At 28.6% G+C, this 19,014-nt stretch carries 18 protein-coding genes; 17 read left to right on the top strand and 1 reads right to left on the bottom strand.

What is annotated here, in order from left to right:
* The first annotated feature begins 412 nt into the window (after nt 1-412).
* The gene (yjeM, locus tag RYM86_RS08425) at nt 413-1,918 is read left to right on the top strand and encodes a glutamate/gamma-aminobutyrate family transporter YjeM (protein WP_315079540.1); all 1,506 of its coding nucleotides are present in this window, start codon (nt 413-415) and stop codon (nt 1,916-1,918) included.
* A gap of 53 nt (nt 1,919-1,971) precedes the next feature.
* The gene (locus RYM86_RS08430; RefSeq protein ID WP_315079542.1) at nt 1,972-2,103 is read left to right on the top strand and encodes a hypothetical protein; all 132 of its coding nucleotides are present in this window, start codon (nt 1,972-1,974) and stop codon (nt 2,101-2,103) included.
* Between the two features lie 205 nt (nt 2,104-2,308).
* On the opposite strand, the gene RYM86_RS08435 is transcribed toward RYM86_RS08430, so the two are convergent.
* Nucleotides 2,309-2,683: a MerR family transcriptional regulator gene (locus RYM86_RS08435; RefSeq protein ID WP_315079544.1), complete on the bottom strand. Its 375-nt coding sequence runs from the start codon at nt 2,681-2,683 to the stop codon at nt 2,309-2,311.
* Between the two features lie 185 nt (nt 2,684-2,868).
* Here RYM86_RS08435 and RYM86_RS08440 point away from each other — a divergent pair, with 185 nt between their 5' ends.
* From RYM86_RS08440 to RYM86_RS08510, 15 genes are all read left to right on the top strand, one after another.
* Nucleotides 2,869-4,629: a 1-deoxy-D-xylulose-5-phosphate synthase gene (locus RYM86_RS08440; protein ID WP_315079545.1), complete on the top strand. Its 1,761-nt coding sequence runs from the start codon at nt 2,869-2,871 to the stop codon at nt 4,627-4,629.
* A gap of 123 nt (nt 4,630-4,752) precedes the next feature.
* A complete protein-coding gene (locus tag RYM86_RS08445) occupies nt 4,753-5,634 on the top strand; it encodes a Cof-type HAD-IIB family hydrolase (RefSeq protein WP_315079547.1) in 882 nt (293 codons plus the stop codon).
* Between the two features lie 307 nt (nt 5,635-5,941).
* Nucleotides 5,942-6,406, top strand: a complete 465-nt coding sequence (locus tag RYM86_RS08450; protein WP_315079548.1) for a UPF0158 family protein — start codon at nt 5,942-5,944, stop codon at nt 6,404-6,406.
* 204 nt (nt 6,407-6,610) lie between these two features.
* Nucleotides 6,611-7,789, top strand: coding sequence for a M20 family metallopeptidase (locus tag RYM86_RS08455; protein ID WP_315079549.1), 1,179 nt, complete (start codon nt 6,611-6,613; stop codon nt 7,787-7,789).
* Nucleotides 7,790-7,845: 56 nt separating this feature from the next.
* Nucleotides 7,846-9,456 (top strand): family 20 glycosylhydrolase, encoded by a 1,611-nt coding sequence (locus tag RYM86_RS08460; RefSeq protein ID WP_315079552.1) that lies wholly within the window; start codon nt 7,846-7,848, stop codon nt 9,454-9,456.
* 151 nt (nt 9,457-9,607) lie between these two features.
* Nucleotides 9,608-9,739 carry a hypothetical protein gene (locus RYM86_RS08465; protein WP_315079554.1) on the top strand — a complete coding sequence of 44 codons (132 nt, stop codon included), beginning with the start codon at nt 9,608-9,610 and terminating at the stop codon, nt 9,737-9,739.
* A 347-nt stretch (nt 9,740-10,086) separates the two neighbouring features.
* Entirely contained in the window at nt 10,087-11,223 is a 1,137-nt protein-coding gene (locus tag RYM86_RS08470; RefSeq protein ID WP_315079556.1) for a DUF1349 domain-containing protein, read from the top strand.
* Between the two features lie 249 nt (nt 11,224-11,472).
* On the top strand, nt 11,473-12,249 hold the full coding sequence (locus RYM86_RS08475; protein WP_315079557.1) for a hypothetical protein: 777 nt from the start codon (nt 11,473-11,475) through the stop codon (nt 12,247-12,249).
* A gap of 291 nt (nt 12,250-12,540) precedes the next feature.
* Complete coding sequence (locus tag RYM86_RS08480; protein ID WP_315079559.1) at nt 12,541-13,689, top strand: 1-propanol dehydrogenase PduQ; 1,149 nt, start codon at nt 12,541-12,543, stop codon at nt 13,687-13,689.
* Nucleotides 13,690-14,000: 311 nt separating this feature from the next.
* Entirely contained in the window at nt 14,001-14,837 is an 837-nt protein-coding gene (locus RYM86_RS08485) for a MerR family transcriptional regulator (RefSeq protein ID WP_315079561.1), read from the top strand.
* Between the two features lie 573 nt (nt 14,838-15,410).
* Entirely contained in the window at nt 15,411-16,508 is a 1,098-nt protein-coding gene (locus tag RYM86_RS08490) for a hypothetical protein (RefSeq protein WP_315079563.1), read from the top strand.
* Complete coding sequence (locus tag RYM86_RS08495; protein WP_315079565.1) at nt 16,508-16,774, top strand: hypothetical protein; 267 nt, start codon at nt 16,508-16,510, stop codon at nt 16,772-16,774. The genes RYM86_RS08490 and RYM86_RS08495 overlap by 1 nt, the downstream gene beginning before the upstream one ends.
* 24 nt (nt 16,775-16,798) lie before the next feature.
* Nucleotides 16,799-17,095, top strand: a complete 297-nt coding sequence (locus RYM86_RS08500) for a BMC domain-containing protein (protein ID WP_315079567.1) — start codon at nt 16,799-16,801, stop codon at nt 17,093-17,095.
* A gap of 26 nt (nt 17,096-17,121) precedes the next feature.
* Nucleotides 17,122-17,427, top strand: a complete 306-nt coding sequence (locus RYM86_RS08505; protein WP_017353937.1) for a BMC domain-containing protein — start codon at nt 17,122-17,124, stop codon at nt 17,425-17,427.
* A gap of 74 nt (nt 17,428-17,501) precedes the next feature.
* Complete coding sequence (locus tag RYM86_RS08510) at nt 17,502-18,992, top strand: aldehyde dehydrogenase family protein (protein WP_315079571.1); 1,491 nt, start codon at nt 17,502-17,504, stop codon at nt 18,990-18,992.
* Nucleotides 18,993-19,014: the final 22 nt, after the last annotated feature.

A 19,014-nucleotide genomic window follows, 5' to 3' on the forward strand; every position in this document is an offset into this window, starting at 1 on the left:
CAGGTTATACTTTATATCAATTATAATAAAAAAACACACTGTATAAGTGTGTTTTTTTATTATAAAATTTATTATTGAGTTTTTATAAAGCGAAATATATTAGGGTATTCTTATTTAGATTAATAAATTTTCTGAGTTTTTCATTCGTTTCATCTATATAATCAAAAATAAATAATTCATAATCCCTTCATATTGGATAAGTTTGTTATTTTTTTATAGGTAAAAATATGTCGCAAAATTGATTTAATTCTTGCTTCTAGTTGTATCCGCTTTATGCTGTACAATTTAGTTGTTAGTGTTAATACATAAAAATAATGTGATATGGAAAAAATACTGTTGTTGTAATTGAAATAAAACAACAGTATAGAAATGTGAAAGAGAAGATTTAACAAATTTAAAATAAGGAGGAAAAATGAAGTTAAGCTCAAAATCAACAAAAAAATTAACATTGATACCTTTGACATTAATGATTTTTACATCTGTTTATGGATTTAACAACATTCCAAGATCATTTTATAAAATGGGCTATGCGGCTATTCCTTGGTATATATTTTCAGCAATAACCTTCTTTGTTCCATTTGCATTAATGGTAGCTGAATTTGGATCTGCTTTTAAGGATGAAAAAGGTGGAATATATTCATGGATGAACAAATCTATTGGAGCCAAATTCGCATTTATAGGAACATTTATGTGGTATTTTGCTTATATAACTTGGATGGTTAATGTTGCATCTAGTATGTGGATTCCAGTATCAAATGCTATTTTTGGAAAAGATACAACACAAAACTGGACTTTGCTTGGTCTTAAAGGGTCGCAAGTTTTAGGCGTATTAGGAATTGTATGGATATTAATAGTAACTTATACATCAACAAAAGGATTAGATAAGATAAAGAAAGTAACTTCATTAGGTGGAACGGCAGTTTTATTATTGAACATATTTCTTTGGATTGGAGCAATAGCAGTATTTATTGGAAATCATGGTCAATTAAATCAACCAATTGAAGGCCTTAAGTCATTTATACAAACTCCACATCCTAAGTATACTGGAAATATAATTGTTTCATTAGCATTTGTTGTATATGCTTTATTTGCTTATGGAGGAATAGAAGCAGTGGGGGGATTAGTTGACGAAACTGAAAATCCGGAAAAAAATTTTCCTAAAGGAATTATTATTTCAGCAGCTATAATATCAATAGGATACTCAATAGGAATATTCTTCATAGGAATATTTACTAACTGGGAGAATGTGATGGGGATTAGGGATGTTAATTTAGGAAATGCAAGTTATATAGTTATGTCTAATTTAGGATATTCACTTGGCACAGCATTTGGAGCTAGTGAGAGTACAGCTACAATGTTAGGAAATGGTGTTGCTAGATATGTTGGACTTTCAATGTTTTTAGCATTATCTGGAGCATTTTTTACACTTATGTATTCACCATTGAAGCAATTAATTGAAGGTACACCAAGTAAATTATGGCCTGGAAAAATTGGAGAAACTAAAAAGGGCTTACCTATAAATGCTATGTGGATTCAAGCTATTATAGTTTGCTTAATGATAGCACTAGTATCTTTTGGTGGAAGTTCAATGACTATATTTTTCAATATACTTGTTTCTATGACTAATGTAGCTATGACATTGCCATATATGTTTATAGCTATTGCATTTCCATATTTTAAGAAGAAAACTGAAATTAATAAACCATTCATAGTTTATAAAACTCAAATAAGTGCAAACTTTTGGACTTGGATAGTTGTATTAACAGTAGGATTCGCTAATTTATTTTCTATAATACAGCCAGCTATAGAAGGAGATATAAAAACAACAATCTGGAGCGTAGCTGGACCAATAATCTTTTCAATAGTTGCATGGTTAATGTATGGCAATTATGAAAAGAAAACTAATGCAGCAATATAAGGGGATTTCAGAAGAAATTTTAAATATAAAAAGTTTATACAGATAAAGCTAAGATGAGATTTAATAATGAATTAATTGAGTATTTATTAGTATTGAAATGGTGGGATTGGTCTGAAGAAAAGATAACCAATAACCTTGTGGTACTTTGTAGTTCAAACTTAGATGAAATTAAATCTATTAAGTAAATTTTATTTTAAGGATAATAATAATGTTTTACAGATAATCTTAAACTATGTATATTGGTGAATTATCCCATAAACTATAAAATCCATGATAATACTTTGTTACTATTATCGTGGATTTTTATAGATGAATTTAATGACTAAATTAATAGCTAGACTATCTTTTGAATTTTAACATTTAAATTATATTTAGAGAAAATCTTTAAGTTTATTTACAAATTATAGATTTTTGTTCTTTAATATAATGATTTATTTTGTTATCTACAACTCTAAGATATGAATTGAAATTTTCTATCTCATTTTCTATATATTTCTTATGTTTTAAAAGTATATCCTCACGTTTACAAATAGTTTCAGGGCCTTCTATGCATAAATCAACATATTCTTTGATTTTAGCTATAGGCATATTAGTATTTTTTAAACAACATATTATATTAAGCCATTCTAAGTCCTTATCACTAAAAATTCTATTACCCTGTTTATTACGTTCAATAAATGGAAGTAAACCTTCTTTTTCATAATAGCGAAGAGTATGAACAGATAAATTATATTTTTGAGCTACTTCTTTAATAGTATATGGCATTGTGTTACCTCCTAAAAATAAGTGATATTATATTATACCCATTAGAGTTAACTATAAGTAAAGCAAAAGTTAGAAAAAATAATTATTAGAAATTATCTATTGACTTAGAGTTAGCTCTAAGCTTTATACTAATCAACATAGCAAGCATTACTGCTTTAAAACTTAAAAAATTAGGAGGCATTAATATGTCATTGAATATTTTAAATAAAATTAATGAGCCAAAAGACTTAAAAGGATTTAATAATGAGGAATTAAAATTATTATCTAGTGAAATAAGAGAAAGTTTAATAACAAGAGTAAGCAAGACAGGTGGACACTTTGGACCAAACTTAGGTATGGTTGAAGCAACAATAGCACTTCATTATGTATTTAACTCACCAATAGATAAGATAGTTTATGATGTTTCACATCAATCATATACACATAAAATTTTAACTGGAAGAAAAAATGCATTTATAAATCCAGATGAATATAAAAGTGTTACAGGATATACTTCACAAAATGAAAGTAAACATGATTTCTTTACAGTAGGGCATACATCAACTTCAATTAGTTTAGCATGTGGCCTAGCAAAAGCACGTGATGTAAAGGGAGATACAGAAAACATTATAGCTGTTATAGGTGATGGATCTTTAAGTGGAGGAGAAGCTTATGAAGGCTTAAATAATGCATCTGCATCAGGAAAAAATATAATAATACTTGTAAATGATAATGATATGTCTATAGCAGAAAACTATGGTGGACTTTATCAAAATTTAGCTTTGCTTCGTAAAACTTACGGAAAAGCAGAAAACAATTTCTTTAAATCTTTAGGATTTGATTATCATTATGTTAAAGATGGAAATGATATTGAATCATTAATTGAAACATTTTCAAAAGTTAAAGATATAGATCATCCAGTGGTAGTTCATATACATACAGTTAAAGGAAAAGGATATGAAGATGCAATGGAAAACAAAGAAGCTTTTCATTGGGTAATGCCATTTAACTTAGAAACTAAAGAATCTTTAGTTAAAAATGCTAGTGAAACATATGGAAATATTGCAGGAGAAATTTTATCACAAAAGGCAAGAAAAGATAGTAGCATTGTAGCAATAACAGCAGCTACTCCAGCTTCAGTAGGTTTAAGTTCATTTAGACATGAATTTAAAGATCAATTTATAGATGTTGGAATAGCAGAGGAACATGCTATAGCACTTGCATCAGGTATAGCATCACAAGGAGGTAAGCCTGTTGCATCTTTTGTAAGTTCATTCATACAAAGAACTTATGATCAATTATCTCAGGATCTTGCTATAAATAATAATCCTGCACTTATTATGGTTCATGGTGGAGGAATAAGTGGTGGAGATGTAACGCATCTTGGAGTATTTGATATACCGTTAATATCTAATATTCCTAATATAGTATATCTTGCACCAGCTAATAAAGAAGAATATATTGCTATGATGGAATGGGGAATAGAACAAGATAAATATCCTGTTGCAATACGTGTTCCAAATATGACTGTAGTATCGAAAGGAATTAAAGTTGAACCTAACTTTGATAACTTGAACACTTATGAGAAAGTTAAAGATGGAAGTGAAGTAGCAATAATTGGTCTTGGAAGTTTCTATCATCTTGGCGAGAAAGTACAAAAAAGATTAAAAGAAACAACAGGAATAAATGCTACGTTAATTAATCCAAGATTTATAAGTGGAATAGATAAAAGTTTACTAACTCAGTTACTAGAAAATCATAAGTTAGTAATAACATTAGAAGATGGAATTCTTGATGGTGGATTTGGTGAAAAGATTTCAAGATTTTATGGAGATAAAGATATGAAAGTATTAAATTTTGGAGCTTCAAAAGAATTTACTGATAGTGTACCGTTAGAAGAATTATATGAGCGTTATCATTTAACAGAAGAGCTAATAATATCAGATATAAAAGATACTCTCAAATAAAGTGAAGTTTAAAATATAATTTTGACATAACAATAAAAATTAAAATTAGTATATAATTTTATGTAAAATACATGATACTATATATTAAAGACAATAAATTATATTAGGAATGGAGTGATTCTAATGATAAAACTTATAGCGTCAGATATGGATGGTACTTTATTAAATAATAACCATGATATAGATGTAGAAACAGTTGAAGCAATTAGAAAAGCAGAAGAAGCTGGAATAATATTCACAATATCTACAGGTAGAGAATATGATAGCGTTAAATATATATTAGATAAACATAATATAAAATGTCAATGCATTCTTTCTAATGGAGCAGAATATAGAGATGAAGAAGGAAAAATTTTAGAAGTAATAAACATAAACGAAGAATATGCAAAACAAATAATAAAGATATTAGATGAAAACAAATTACCAGCTCGTATATTTACTGATAAAGGTGTATTCACTACATCAACAAGAGAAGAAGCACTTCAAGAAGTTGTGTTTAGAACTATGACTTTTAATCCGAATTTAACAGAAGATGAAGCTAGAAAAATGTCAGAGAAAGAAGGTTTTTTCACAAGTTTAAAATATATTGATGATGTAGAAAAATTCTTTGAAGATAACATAGAAGTAAGAAAATTTGTAGCATTTCACAAAGATATAGAATTAATAAATAAAATGAAGAGGATTATAGGAGAACTTGAAGGACTCGCAATATCTTCATCATTTCATGATAACATAGAAATAACGGATTTAAATGCTCAAAAAGGGATCATATTAGAACAAGTAGCTAAAAAAATGAATATAGATACAAAGGAAGTTATGATTCTTGGAGATAGTTTTAATGATTACTCAATGTTTGAAATATTTGAAGAAAGTGTTGCTATGAAAAATGCAATACCAGAAGTTAAAGAGATAGCTAAGTATATAACAGATAGCAATGATAATTTAGGTGTTGCAAAAGCTATTTATAATATTCTTAATAATGAAATGAAAAATATGCTTAAATAGATTTAATTGAGGGTCTGTATCAAATTTTATTGATACAGCCCTCTTTTATATTGATAATTGAAATTAAATAGAAATAAATGTTATGAATTACAAAGAAAAGTGTAATAAGTGTTTTATGAATTTAAGTTATAGTCTATAATTATAAATATTAGCTAAAAATTTATTAGATGTATTAGACAATAAGTCAATAGCTATAAAAACTGGATTGACAATAGGTTAAATACAAAGATTAAGATAAATAAAAAAATATAATTATTTTTATGTGAATGTATCAATTAAAAATATAATGCAAGTGAAGAGGTAAAGTATGCAAGTAAATTTAAGTGATGTAATAGAGGCAATAGAATTTGAAGGAGAATTACTAAGTCATTATTACAATAAAAAAACAGGTATAATTATATATTTAGAAGATGAGAGTACTTCAAATTATAAAGCAGAGGATATTAATAATATTGAAAATTTTGAAGAGTGGGAAAGAGAATTAATACTTTGTTTACATGATTTAAAGGAAAATTTTGAAGATTATATTCAATTACCAAATAAAGATGAGATAAATGAATATAGTATGATGATAGATTTTTGCAAGTCTTTAGGTGATGAAAACTTTAAAGATAAGAATTTAGAAGAATTACAAGAAGAATATTCATTACGTAAATTAAGAGAATATATTGAAAATAATGAACGTCTTGGTGATTGGTATGATTATAGAGAAAATGCAGAATATCAATTGGCTGTTAATTGGTGTGAAGAAAATAATATAGAATATATTTAAAGGTATATAATAAATAGATTTTTTAATAAAACTTATTTATATAAATTATATGCTAAGTGGAAACTTTAAACCCCATGATAATACTTTAGTAATGTTATCAGGGGGTTTATTTATAGAAAGTATTAGAAACTAATATAGTTTATTATAAAAATACATATAATAAGATTGAATTTTTAAATAATGAAGTAGTAGAGGAGTATAAATATGTGCAGATTTTTTGAAAGAGCCAAGGAAATTCAAGGAGAAATTATAAAAAATAGAATATTTCTACATGAAAATGCAGAGGTTGGAAATGAGTTACCTATAACAAAAAAATATGTAATAGAAAAACTTAAAGAAATAGGATGTAGGCCAGAAGAAATATGCAAGAGTGGAATAGTGGCAACAATAGGAGGAAAAAGAAAAGGGAAAGTAATATTGTTAAGAGCTGATATGGATGCTTTACCAATGAAAGAAGAAAGTGGATTAGAATTTTCTTCAAAGACACAATGTGCTCATACTTGTGGTCATGACACCCATACAGCAATGTTATTAGGTGCTGCTAAGTTATTGAAAGAAAAAGAAGATGAACTAGAAGGAACAGTTAAACTTATGTTTCAGCCAGACGAAGAAGGTCTGGGAGGGGCAAAAGCAATGATAGATGCAGGAGTATTAGAAAATCCTAAAGTAGATAGTGCATTTGGAATGCATATATTATCTAAAATTATGCCAACGGGACATTTAGCATATGGTACAGGATATTGTGCAGCTTCTTCAGATATTTTTAAGATTTTTATTAAAGGGCAAGGCGGACATGGGGCTATGCCAAATCAAACAATAGACCCTATAAATGTAGGAGTACATATACATCTAGCATTACAGGAATTAATAAGTAGAGAAAGTGATCCAAACGATACGGCTGTAATTACTATTGGAACATTTAATTCAGGAGATAGTGCTAATATCATACCAGAAGAAGCTACTCTAACTGGTACTATGAGAAGTTTTTCAAAGAAAAATAGAGAAAAATTACTTGAAAGATTGAATGAAGTGGTGGAATTTATTGCTAAAACTTTTAGGGCAGAAGCTAAACTAGAGATTATTGCTTCTACACCAGCTTTATATTGTGAACCTAAAATATCAGAGGAATTTGCTGAATACTTAAAAAAAGAATTAGGCAATAATATATCTAAAATAGATATAAATTTAGGTGGTTCTGAAGACTTCTCTCAAGTATTAGACAAAGTACATGGAACCATGGTCATTTTAGGCGGTGGCAGTGAACAAGAAGGATTTAAGTATGGTCAACACAATCCAAAAGTTATATTTAATGAAGAATGTTTACAAATAGGTGCAGCAGTTTATGCACACAGTGCATTTGAATGGTTAAAGAATAATAAATAGATATAAAAAACATATTAGAATTTATATATTTTAAAATATTTAAGGATGGTAAGCTAATGAGGAATACATCTAATAAGCATTGGAAGTTTATATCAATAATAATGCTAATATTAGTAATTGTTTCTATTGGAATGATTATTAAAGGCGATAATGAATCAAAAGTAACTTTTGCAGCAGAAAATAGTAATAATGATATTATTCCAAAGCCTCTAAGTTATAAAAATGGTGAAGGTAATTTTATACTTACAAAAGATACTTCAATTTATGTAAATGGAAATACGAAAGAAGAAACAGAGGAGATTAGTAAAATTGCAGAATTTATAAAAGGCAAATTAAAGGCTTCAACTGGATTTGAATTAAATATTATTAAGGGAAAAGAGGGCAAAGCAGGTAGTATTTATTTAACTACTATAGGATCAGAAGAAAATCAAGGCAATGAAGGTTATAAAATAGTAAGTACACCTAAAAACGTTAAAATTATAGCGTATAAGCCAGAAGGTATTTCCAGAGGAGTTCAAACATTAAGACAATTATTGCCACCAGATATTGAAAAAAATACTGTAGTTACTGATGTAGAATGGAATATTGCAGTTTCAATAATAAATGATAAGCCTGAATATAATTACAGAGGATTAATGATTGATGTGGCTAGACACTTTTTTACTATAGATGAAGTTAAACGTCAGATAGATCATGCAGCTCAATACAAAATAAATAGGGTTCATTTACATCTCAGTGATGATCAAGGATGGCGTTTAGAAATAAAAAAATACCCTGACTTAACTACAATAGGTGGAAGTACAGAAGTTGGTGGAGGAAAAGGAGGATATTATACACAAGAAGAATTTAAAGATGTAGTTAAATATGCAGCAGAAAGATATGTAGAAATAATTCCTGAGTTTGATATGCCAGGTCATAGTAATGCTGCACTAGCTTCTTATGGATTTCTAAATAAAGATGGTAAAAGGAAACCTTTATGTACAGAAATAGATGTAGGATGTAGTTCTTTAATGACTCATAATGAAGAGACATATAAATTTATTGAAGATGTTATAAAGGAAGTTTCAGAAATATCTCCTTCAAAATATATTCATATAGGTGGAGATGAAGCTTACAGTACTAAAAAAGAAGATTATGATTATTTTGTAGGTAGAGTATCTAAAATTGTTGAGAAGTATGGGAAAACTTCAATAGGCTGGGATCCTATTGATACATCTCCAGAAATAAATTCAAGTGTAATATTACAAAATTGGAAAGATTCAAATGAAGCAGCTAGAAAAAAAGAAATGAAAATGATTATTTCAATTGCACAAAAAGCTTATTTAGATATGAAATATAATGAAAGTACACCATATGGATTAACATGGGCAGGTTACATTCCAGTAGAAACTGCATATAAATGGGACCCTACTGATTATGCTCCAAAGGAATTAGTTTTAGGCATAGAAGCACCACTGTGGACAGAGACAATTTCTGATACAAAAGCTATGGACTATATGATATATCCAAGGTTGCTAGGCTATGCCGAAATAGGATGGACACCAAAAGAAAATAGAAATTGGGATAAATACAAAGTAAGGTTGGAAAAACAAGGAGAGAGAATGAAAAATCAAGGAATAAATTACTATAAAGATATTAGTATATGGGGAGATAAAAAAAGCAATTAATATGGAATTGAAATAGAATATGGTAAAGGTGAAAATAATGTTAATTATTTAATCAAAGATGGAAAGCTAGTAATAAAACAAGATAATTTACAAGGTATAATGAATAATATACATTTTGGTATAGGCAATATATATACCTAGTTATATTAAGGTGTATGTTCCTAGTGAAGTAGATTTAGATACTATAGATGTGAAATCAAGTAATACAAATTTCACTATAAATAGTATTAGTATTAATAAACTTTTTAGTAATAATGGTGATATAAATGTAGATTTTAAGTAATAGATTTAAAATGATGAATTTATAAATCTTTATAGTGTACATAACTTAGGGATTAAAGTTGAAGCAACAGATGAATTTATAACAATGTATTAATATATTTCACCTCATTAAAACTTGCAATGGATATTGCTAATGTATTTGATAAAATAGTAGAAGCGGTATTTAAATTATTGACTTTCAAAATGGTAGTGATATATGGATAGATAAAAAAGAAAGAGAATTGATAAAGTCAGTTTTGTGTTATTTATTATCAAATTAGTGCAAGTGAATATCTATTTTATTAAATATAATAACAATAAGTGTAAATTTTTACAGAAATAAAAGTACAAATTTGAGGAGATATTATAATGAATGAAAAAGAGAAGATATTAAATGAAGAATTATATTCTTTAATAAATAAAAAAATAAAAGAAAATAGTAAAGTAATAATTGGAATAAGTGGTATAAGTTTGAGTGGTAAGACTACTTTTGCTAATAAGATAAAGAAATTTTATAAACCTAATTATGATGTTTCTGTAATCTCTTTAGAAGAAAATAAAGATGTATTTAAAGAGTCTCTTAAGGATAAGAATCCATGTAAGTTTTATTATGAAAATGCCTATGATTTTTGTAGTGTAAAAAGTAAAATTGAAGAGTGTTGTGAAGAAAGTGATATAGTTATAATTGAAGGATTATTATTATTTAAAAATACAGTAAACATTAATTTTGATATAAAGGTATGGTTAGATTGTACTTTTACATCATCAATAGAAAGAAGTAGTGAAGATAAAAAAGAATTATATGAAGAGTATTTTATGTGGCTTCAAAGACAACATTTTTCAATAGATAATCCCAAAAATAATGTAGATATAATAATCCCAAATGATAAAGTATTAGAAAATGATCCAGAAGTTTTTGTTGGCTTATTAAATAATACTGAATCAGTAAAAAAGATGAAATGGTTATATGAACCATCAATATGGGAATTTAGAAAAAATGGAGTTTATGTAGAAACCGATAAAATAACGGATTTTTGGCAAAGAACTCATTATGGTTTTAGAAATGATAATGCTCATATGTTATATATAGAAACTGAAAAAGATTTTATAATGACAACAAAGGTTAAGTTTGATCCGGTTCATCAATTTGATCAATGTGGATTAGTAGTAAGAATAGATGAGGATAATTGGCTAAAAACTTCTATTGAATATGAATTAGGTAATCCACCAAAGTTGGGTGCTGTTGTAACAAATTTAGGATATTCAGACTGGTCTACTGAAGAATTAAATACACAAGTAAATGAGGCTGAATTTAGAATTAGTAGAGAAGGAAAAGACTATAAAATAGAAGTTAATGTTTTAAATAGAGGATGGAGACAACTAAGAATTTGTCACCTTCATAGTGAAGAAAAAATGGTTAAATGCGGAATATATTGTTGTAGTCCTATTGATAATGACTATAAAGTATTATTTACAGATTTAAAAATAGAGGAAAAATATTTCTAAAATAAAAAAAGCAAATTCCAATGCCATTTCGCCATTATACTACAATATCAACACTATTTTGAAACATAGTCAAATAAAACTAAATAACAGATAAATAGTAAAGAGGCTTGGTATACCAGGTCTCTTTACTATTATAAAAAATTAAAAGGTATATAGGGTAATTTTAAGTTTAAACATACACATACTATTTACATAAAATCATTATTAGATTTATTATAGCAATTGGATAAAGTAGTTAGGAGAAGAGTTATGAAAAAATTATTATTACCACAAAGTGCAAAGGTAACACCAAAGGAAGTATTAGATGAAATTAATAAGTTTGAATATATTAATAGAAGTCCATATAGTTTAAGTTATTATAATGTACCAGGAGTTTCTTGGGATTATAAACCGGAAGGGAGTTTAAGAATATCAGATCATTGGAATTTTGTATCTCATGGAAATAAGCATTGTCTTTTAGTTGATACAGAAGAAGAAATACAAAATAATTGGATATTAGCAAAATATATAGACGGTCAATACCATATTTTAAAAGAGTTAGGGGGAAATGTTCCAGGATATAGATTTATTGAGTTAAATAAAAATGAATTAGAGTTACTTAAATATTTATACAGTAAGGGTGGTATAGTTAGTTCGAAAGAATTGTATAGGAAGTATCGAGAGAGACCTAAATTAGTAAAGGAAGGTCATACCAAAAATAAAAAATCATTATTAAAAAGTATAGGTGATGAGAGGTTTAAAAAATTTAAGCAGGAAAATAAAGAAACAAGAAAAGTAGTTTTTATTGAAGAAAAGAATATGAATACAATTAATAAAGCGTTAATTCTATATGAAAAAAGCAGTGAACTTGATGAGTTTTGTAAAACAGAACAAGGAATTAATGAATTAATTAATACATATAAGGCTTACAAATTTAAGGAGGATGAACTTGAATCACTTGAAGAAATATTTATTTTAGTATTAGATAATGGAATGGCTATTAAGTTTGTAAGGTTGGATAATCTAAATAACAAGGTAATCCAATGAAAATGGAGAGTTAAAAAATATCTGAGGAATTTGGTGAATATCTAAAGAAAGAATTAGGCAATAATATATCTAAATTGGACACAAAATTAGGTGGATTTGAAGATTTTTCTGAAGTATTATATATTAATAATATGTTGCCTATTATCATTTTAGCGTGGTACAATGTAGCAATAGGTATTTGTTTTTGAAATTGTTATAATTTTAACATTGTAGTCTAGTCATTAAACTGTAAATTAAAGAATAACTAAATCATTCATATTTTATAAACTTAAAAATTAGGAGAGTGTGTATATGAAAGAATTTAGTATTAGCACAAATGTGTATTTTGGAGAAGGCTCTTTAAGTAGATTAAGTGAAATAAAAAATAAAAGAGTACTGATTGTATGTGATAAATTTATAGAATCTTCAGGAATGGCTGAAAAAATACAAGAAAAGTTAGTTGACTGTCAGGTAACAGTGTTTAGTGAGATAGTACCTGATCCTCCAGTAGAAATTATTGCTGCGGGTATTCAAACATTAAAAAATTGTAATGCACAAATTGTAATCGCTCTTGGTGGTGGATCATCAATTGATGCAGCTAAAGCAATAAGAGAATATTCAAAACAAATTTTAGGATTAGATTTTGAAATAGAAGATTGTTTTGCTATACCTACCACAAGTGGTACAGGATCTGAAGTTACTGAGTATGCAGTAATAACTAATAAACAAGAAGGGTTAAAATATGCATTAGCAGATAAAGGACTTCTTCCAATGGTAGCAATACTTGATCCAGAGCTTGTAACCTCTGTACCACCAGCCATTACAGCAGATACAGGGATGGATGTAATTACCCATGCTATCGAAGCTTATGTTTCAAGAAATGCTAATGATTTTTCAGACGCTTTGGCAGAAAAAGCAATTTCTTTAGCTTTTAGATTTCTACCAGAGGCTTTTTCCAATGGAGGTAACCTTTTAGCAAGGGAAAAAATTCATAATGCATCTTGCTTAGCTGGTATGGCGTTTAATTCAGCAGGACTTGGTATTACCCATAGTTTAGCACATGCAATAGGTGGTAAACTACATATATCTCATGGAAGAAGCAATGCAATAATACTGCCTTATGTAATAGAATATAATGCTAAACTTAATAATAACGTTTACAATAAAGAATATGAAATAGCAGCTAAAAAGTATCAAAGAATTGCAAAAATATTGAATCTTCATTCATCTACAATAAATATTGGAGTTAATAATTTAATTAGACATATTGTTGAGTTACAAAAAAAATTAATGATCCCTACTACATTAAAGGAACAGGGAGCTGATTTAACTCTAATAGATGAAGTTAAGGAAGATATATTAAATGCGGCTATGAAGGATATTTGTACAACAGCGAATCCAAGGGAAGTAACAAAAGAAGATTTATTAAATGTTTTAAATAAGGTTATAGGAACCAACTAATTTAACTAAAACCACCTGGAAGCAGGTGGTTTTTTATTCTTTAGGAAACTATATATCTCTAAAATATTAAATCTATATAGAGAGTCTAAGTCAGAATTTTAAAGAAGTTAAATAATTTAATTTATAGACAAAAAAGAGAGCGCAGCATTAACTTAAAAAATTAAATATGTTTAAAAATAATAAAAAAATAATTGTGTAATAAATTTACTTATTGAAAACCATTTTACAATTATGTAAAATGGTATATAGAAAGGCTTGTACTTAATTACATTATAGCTAAATTTAGATATAAAAATAAGGGTGGGTATTTTATGAGAGAAAATGAATTGTATTGTATAGGCAGAGTTGAGAAAATGTGTAATTTATCTAAAAAAACGCTTAGATATTATGACAAAAAGGGAATATTAAGCCCCGATAAGGTATCTGCTGAAAATGGTTATAGATATTATAGTAAAAAAACATTACTATCTGTACCAATGATAAAATATTACAAACAGAGTGGATTTAAACTCGAAGAAATGAAGGAATTGCTAGAAGGTAAGAATTATTCAATTTTTGCAAAAAGTTTCAGTCAAAAAATTGATGAACTTAAAGAAGTAGAAAATGAGGTGAATTTGAAACTTAAATCAATAAAAGATTGGTATGATCTTATACTTGAAGCACAGATGGTAATAGAAAATGATATTAGAGATGTATCTGTAAAATATGTTGATGCTCGTACAATGGTTTACTTAAATCAAGATTTTGATTATGACTATATGGATTCTATAATAAATATAGAGTTTACTAATTACATAGAAAGTATAAATAATGCTATAACAGGTCCTGTAGTAATAGAATTTCCTTCTTTTGAGGAAAAAATTAATGGTACATGCAATAAAATGAAGATAATGCAAGAAACAATTCTAAAGTGCAAAGATAATGAGACTATTGGTTTTGGAGGGTTTATGGTAGCCTCATGTTATCATATAGGCACTCATGAAACTATTAATGAAGCATATAAAAAGATAAAAGATTGGACTGATAAGAATGGCTATAAATGTGAAGAGAAGTCATATGAAAGGTATGTTACAGATTATTGGACAACTAAAAATATTGATAACTTTGTAACAGAAATAATGGTTAAAATTAATAGAAAAAAGAAATGATATTAACATGAAAACGTTACCCTAAGGGGAACGTATAATTTAGATATAGTGATGTTAAAAACAAGAATTCTTATAGTATTATCTAAAAGAATTCTTGTTTTTAAACTTTATTAGGGAATATTTATATAGAAGATTATAAAAGAAGTATTGGGTTTATTTACTTTAAAATATTGATTATATAGTGTTAGAGGTAACTTCTGATTTATTAAGTAATGTAAAATATGATTATAATTTTTAGAAATTTAAGGTTTAGAATTGAATTTTGAATTTATGTGTGAAATATTGTATTGACTTTCCCCTAAGGGGAAAGGACTATAATTTAATTAATAATAAAATACCTACGAAGATATAAAAAATGAAAAAGTTATTCGATAATTTCAAATTTAAATAAGATATCAATAATGAAATTATAACAATTACAAATCCTATTAGACTATATTTGCATAGAGTTTTAAAGAATATAATTAAGCCTTTACATAATTATATTTGTTTCTTAATCAAATTCAAATATAGTCATTATAAATTTTTATTTACTAATATATTAATGTTTATGAATGAAAGGGGTTTTAATTTATGAGTGAGATGTCAAATGCGGATAACTTGTCGGCAATTGCTGCTAAAAAGAAGTTATCATCTAATTTTCTTAAAAAAGGTATTTCAATCGCTTTATTCTCAGGTGTTATGTATGGTTTCTATTCATCATTTTTGACACTGGGTATGAGTAGAGGGGTTTGGGCCGATTGGTATGGAGAAAATACAGCAGGTTTATCAATACTTGTTATTACTTATTTACTAGGTGCACTTGGGAGCGCGGTAAATGATACATGTAGTGCCGTTTGGGCTATACTTTATGCAACAGTGAAAGGAAAAATTGGAGATTTCTTTAGATGTCTTAAAACTAAGCCAGGTGGAGTAATGATTTTAGCTGCTCTTATAGGTGGTCCTATTGCAAGTACAGCTTATGTTGTTGGTCTTCAAATGGCAGGCTCAATTGTTATTCCTATTACTGCTCTTTGTCCAGCTATTGGAGCTATTCTAGGTAGAGTTTTATTCAAACAAGAATTAAACAAACGTATGATGCTTGGTATAGCTATTTGTGTTTTATCTAGTTTTATGATTGGTAGTACAAGCATTGGTGGAGATGCACCAGAAGGAATGTTTTTAGGTATTTGTATAGCATTTATCGCTGCTCTAGGATGGGGATTTGAAGGATGCGTAGCTGGTTATGGTACATCTATGATTGACTCGGAGATTGGTATTACTATACGTCAAGCAATATCAGGTCTTTCAAACTTAATAATTTTAGTACCTATATTTGGTATTGTTTTTGGTGGAAGTGTTGGTTTTTCGGGTAATTTAGTTCGCCAAGCATTTACAAGTGGTCCTGCTATGATTTGTTTTGCTGTAAGTGGGCTTTGTGCATTTGTTTCTTATATGTGTTGGTACAATGGAAATAGTATGTGTGGTGCTGCTCTTGGTATGGCTTGTAATGGTACTTACTCATTCTGGGGTCCATTCTGTTGTTGGATAGTACTTGGTGTATTCGCTAAAATGGACGGTTGGGCATTACCTCCTATCGCTTGGATTTCTGCTATATTAATGATATTTGGAATCTTAACAATCGCTATGAATCCAATGGATTTATTTAGAAAAAAGGGGGATGTTAAGTAATGAAGCCACTTAATTATGCAATTTTAAAACACTTCACTAAAGTTAAAGAAGCTTGTGCTGATGATGTAATAGAAGCTTTAAAGAATCAATATGGTAATTTCAAAGCTCTTAATAAAAAGGATGTAATAACAGCATTAATGACAGCTGAAGCTAATGGACTTCTTGAAGAAACAAGATTTGACTTGGACAAGAGTAGTGAATTAAGGGTTTATTATCATGCACATGAAGAAGGAGCAGAAACAATTAATAAATATATTAAAGACTAATAACAAGGAAAGGATGTATTCTAAATGAGATATTATGGTGAAGAAGCTTTAGGTCTTGTAGAAACAATAGGAATGGTTCCAGCAATTGAAGCAGCAGACAAAATGTTAAAGGCTGCAAATGTGGAGTTGATTTCATATGAAAATGTAGGATCAACCCTTGTTACAATCATGATTAAAGGTGATGTGGCTGCAGTTACATCAGCCGTAGAAGCGGGTGCTGAAGCTGCTGCTGCTATAGGTAAATTAACAGCAAAAAATGTCATGCCACGTCCTATTAGAGAAGTTGGAGATATTGTTTCTGTACATGATGTTGATTTATAAAAACAAGGAAGAGAGAGGATATAGAGATGGCGAGATATCAAGCTTTAGGATTAATTGAAACTTTTGGTCTAGTTTTTGTTTTAGAAGCAGCTGATGCCATGTGTAAGGCAGCAGATGTTGAACTTATAGGCTATGAAAATGTTGCATCAGGTTACATTTCTGTATTAGTTCGTGGAGATGTAGGAGCCTGTAAAGCAGCAGTAGAAGCTGGCGTAAAAGCTGTTCAAGATATGGAAAATGGAAATATTTACAGCTCAGTTGTTATTGCAAGTCCACATCAGGATCTTGAAAAAATTATTGCACGTTATAAGATTGAAAATTTACTTCCATAAAGGTGAAGACGTATGCATATTGAGTAGAATATGTGGGAATTAAAAAATATTTTTAACAAAAAGGAGAGAAGAAAATGAGTACTATTGATAATGATTTACTCTCCATACAAGAATCACGAATTCTTGTTGAAAATGCTCGAGAAGCACAAAGAAAATTAGCCACATTCTCACAGGAAAAGCTTGATGAGATTGTTGAACGGATGATAGAGGAAATTAAAAAGCATATTTCAGAACTTGCTAAGATGTCCAATGATGAAACAGATTACGGTAAATGGGAAGATAAATGTATAAAAAATCGTTTTGTTTGCAAGTATTTGTTTAATAGACTCAAAGGAATGAAATGTGTAGGTATCATTAATCAAGATAAAGAGAATAAGACTATGGATGTAGGTGTGCCTATGGGTGTAATCATCGCATTTTGTCCATCAACTAGTCCTGTCTCTACTACAATATATAAAGCATTAATCGCAATTAAATCAGGAAATGCTATTATATTTTCTCCTCATCCAAGAGCAAAAAATACTATGAGTAAAACTCTAGATATTTTAATTAGAGCTGCCGAAGGATATGGTTTACCAGAAGGAGCACTTGCATATCTCCATAATGTAACGCCTAGTGGAACAGCTGAATTAATGAATCATAGAGATACTTCTTTAATAATGAATACAGGCGTTCCAAGTTTACTAAAGGAATCATATAAATCAGGTAAGCCAGTAATTTATGGTGGTACAGGCAATGGTCCAGCTTTCATAGAACGTACAGCTGATATAAGACAAGCTGTAAAAGATATTATTGATAGCAAGGCATTTGATAATGGTGTTGTTTCTGCAGCTGAACAGTCAATTGTTGTAGATAGCCCAATTGCATCTGAAGTGAAAAAGGAGTTACAAAAAAATGGTGCTTACTTTATGGATGCAAATGAGTCTGAAAAGCTTGGAACGATTTTTTATCACATGGATGGAAGTGTTGATTTTGAAGTGGTTGGTAAATCACCTCAATACTTAGCTAAAAGAGCAGGGTTTGTTGTATCAAATGATGTAAAGGTTTTGATTTCTGAGCAAAAATATGTCTCACAAAGTAATCCTTATTCTAGAGAAAAGCTTTGTCCGGTTCTATCTTACTACATTGAGGATGATTGGATGCATGCTTGTGAAAAGTGTATTGAATTGTTACTTAGTGAAAGACATGGACATACACTAATAATCCATTCAAAAGATGAAGATGTGATTCATCAATTTGCTTTAAAAAAACCAGTTGGTAGAGTACTTGTAAATACACCAGGTTCTTTTGGAAGTATGGGAGCAACAACTAATTTGTTTCCTTCAATGACATTAGGAAGTGGATCAGCAGGTCATGGTATGACATCTGATAACGTTTCTCCAATGAACTTAATCTATATTCGTAAGGTTGGTTATGGAGTGCGTAAAACAAATGAGATTGTTGATTCAGTATTATCAGAAAAAAGTTCATCTGAAAACATTGAGAAAAAGTCAGAAGTACGTGATATAGATAACGTAGAATTTCTACAGAATATTTTAAAAGAAGTTATTAAAGATTTAAAATAAACTACAATCGGACTATGTGTCT

The organism is uncultured Clostridium sp., assembly GCF_963527835.1.
Classification (GTDB): Bacteria; Bacillota; Clostridia; order Clostridiales; family Clostridiaceae; genus Clostridium.

Coding starts and splice junctions, on each gene's coding strand:
- yjeM (WP_315079540.1), top strand. CDS start 413: ATGAAGTTAAGCTCAAAATCAACAAAAAAATTAACATTGATACCTTTG.
- RYM86_RS08430 (WP_315079542.1), top strand. CDS start 1,972: ATGAGATTTAATAATGAATTAATTGAGTATTTATTAGTATTGAAATGG.
- RYM86_RS08435 (WP_315079544.1), bottom strand. CDS start 2,683: ATGCCATATACTATTAAAGAAGTAGCTCAAAAATATAATTTATCTGTT.
- RYM86_RS08440 (WP_315079545.1), top strand. CDS start 2,869: ATGTCATTGAATATTTTAAATAAAATTAATGAGCCAAAAGACTTAAAA.
- RYM86_RS08445 (WP_315079547.1), top strand. CDS start 4,753: ATGATAAAACTTATAGCGTCAGATATGGATGGTACTTTATTAAATAAT.
- RYM86_RS08450 (WP_315079548.1), top strand. CDS start 5,942: ATGCAAGTAAATTTAAGTGATGTAATAGAGGCAATAGAATTTGAAGGA.
- RYM86_RS08455 (WP_315079549.1), top strand. CDS start 6,611: ATGTGCAGATTTTTTGAAAGAGCCAAGGAAATTCAAGGAGAAATTATA.
- RYM86_RS08460 (WP_315079552.1), top strand. CDS start 7,846: ATGAGGAATACATCTAATAAGCATTGGAAGTTTATATCAATAATAATG.
- RYM86_RS08470 (WP_315079556.1), top strand. CDS start 10,087: ATGAATGAAAAAGAGAAGATATTAAATGAAGAATTATATTCTTTAATA.
- RYM86_RS08475 (WP_315079557.1), top strand. CDS start 11,473: ATGAAAAAATTATTATTACCACAAAGTGCAAAGGTAACACCAAAGGAA.
- RYM86_RS08480 (WP_315079559.1), top strand. CDS start 12,541: ATGAAAGAATTTAGTATTAGCACAAATGTGTATTTTGGAGAAGGCTCT.
- RYM86_RS08485 (WP_315079561.1), top strand. CDS start 14,001: ATGAGAGAAAATGAATTGTATTGTATAGGCAGAGTTGAGAAAATGTGT.
- RYM86_RS08490 (WP_315079563.1), top strand. CDS start 15,411: ATGAGTGAGATGTCAAATGCGGATAACTTGTCGGCAATTGCTGCTAAA.
- RYM86_RS08495 (WP_315079565.1), top strand. CDS start 16,508: ATGAAGCCACTTAATTATGCAATTTTAAAACACTTCACTAAAGTTAAA.
- RYM86_RS08500 (WP_315079567.1), top strand. CDS start 16,799: ATGAGATATTATGGTGAAGAAGCTTTAGGTCTTGTAGAAACAATAGGA.
- RYM86_RS08505 (WP_017353937.1), top strand. CDS start 17,122: ATGGCGAGATATCAAGCTTTAGGATTAATTGAAACTTTTGGTCTAGTT.
- RYM86_RS08510 (WP_315079571.1), top strand. CDS start 17,502: ATGAGTACTATTGATAATGATTTACTCTCCATACAAGAATCACGAATT.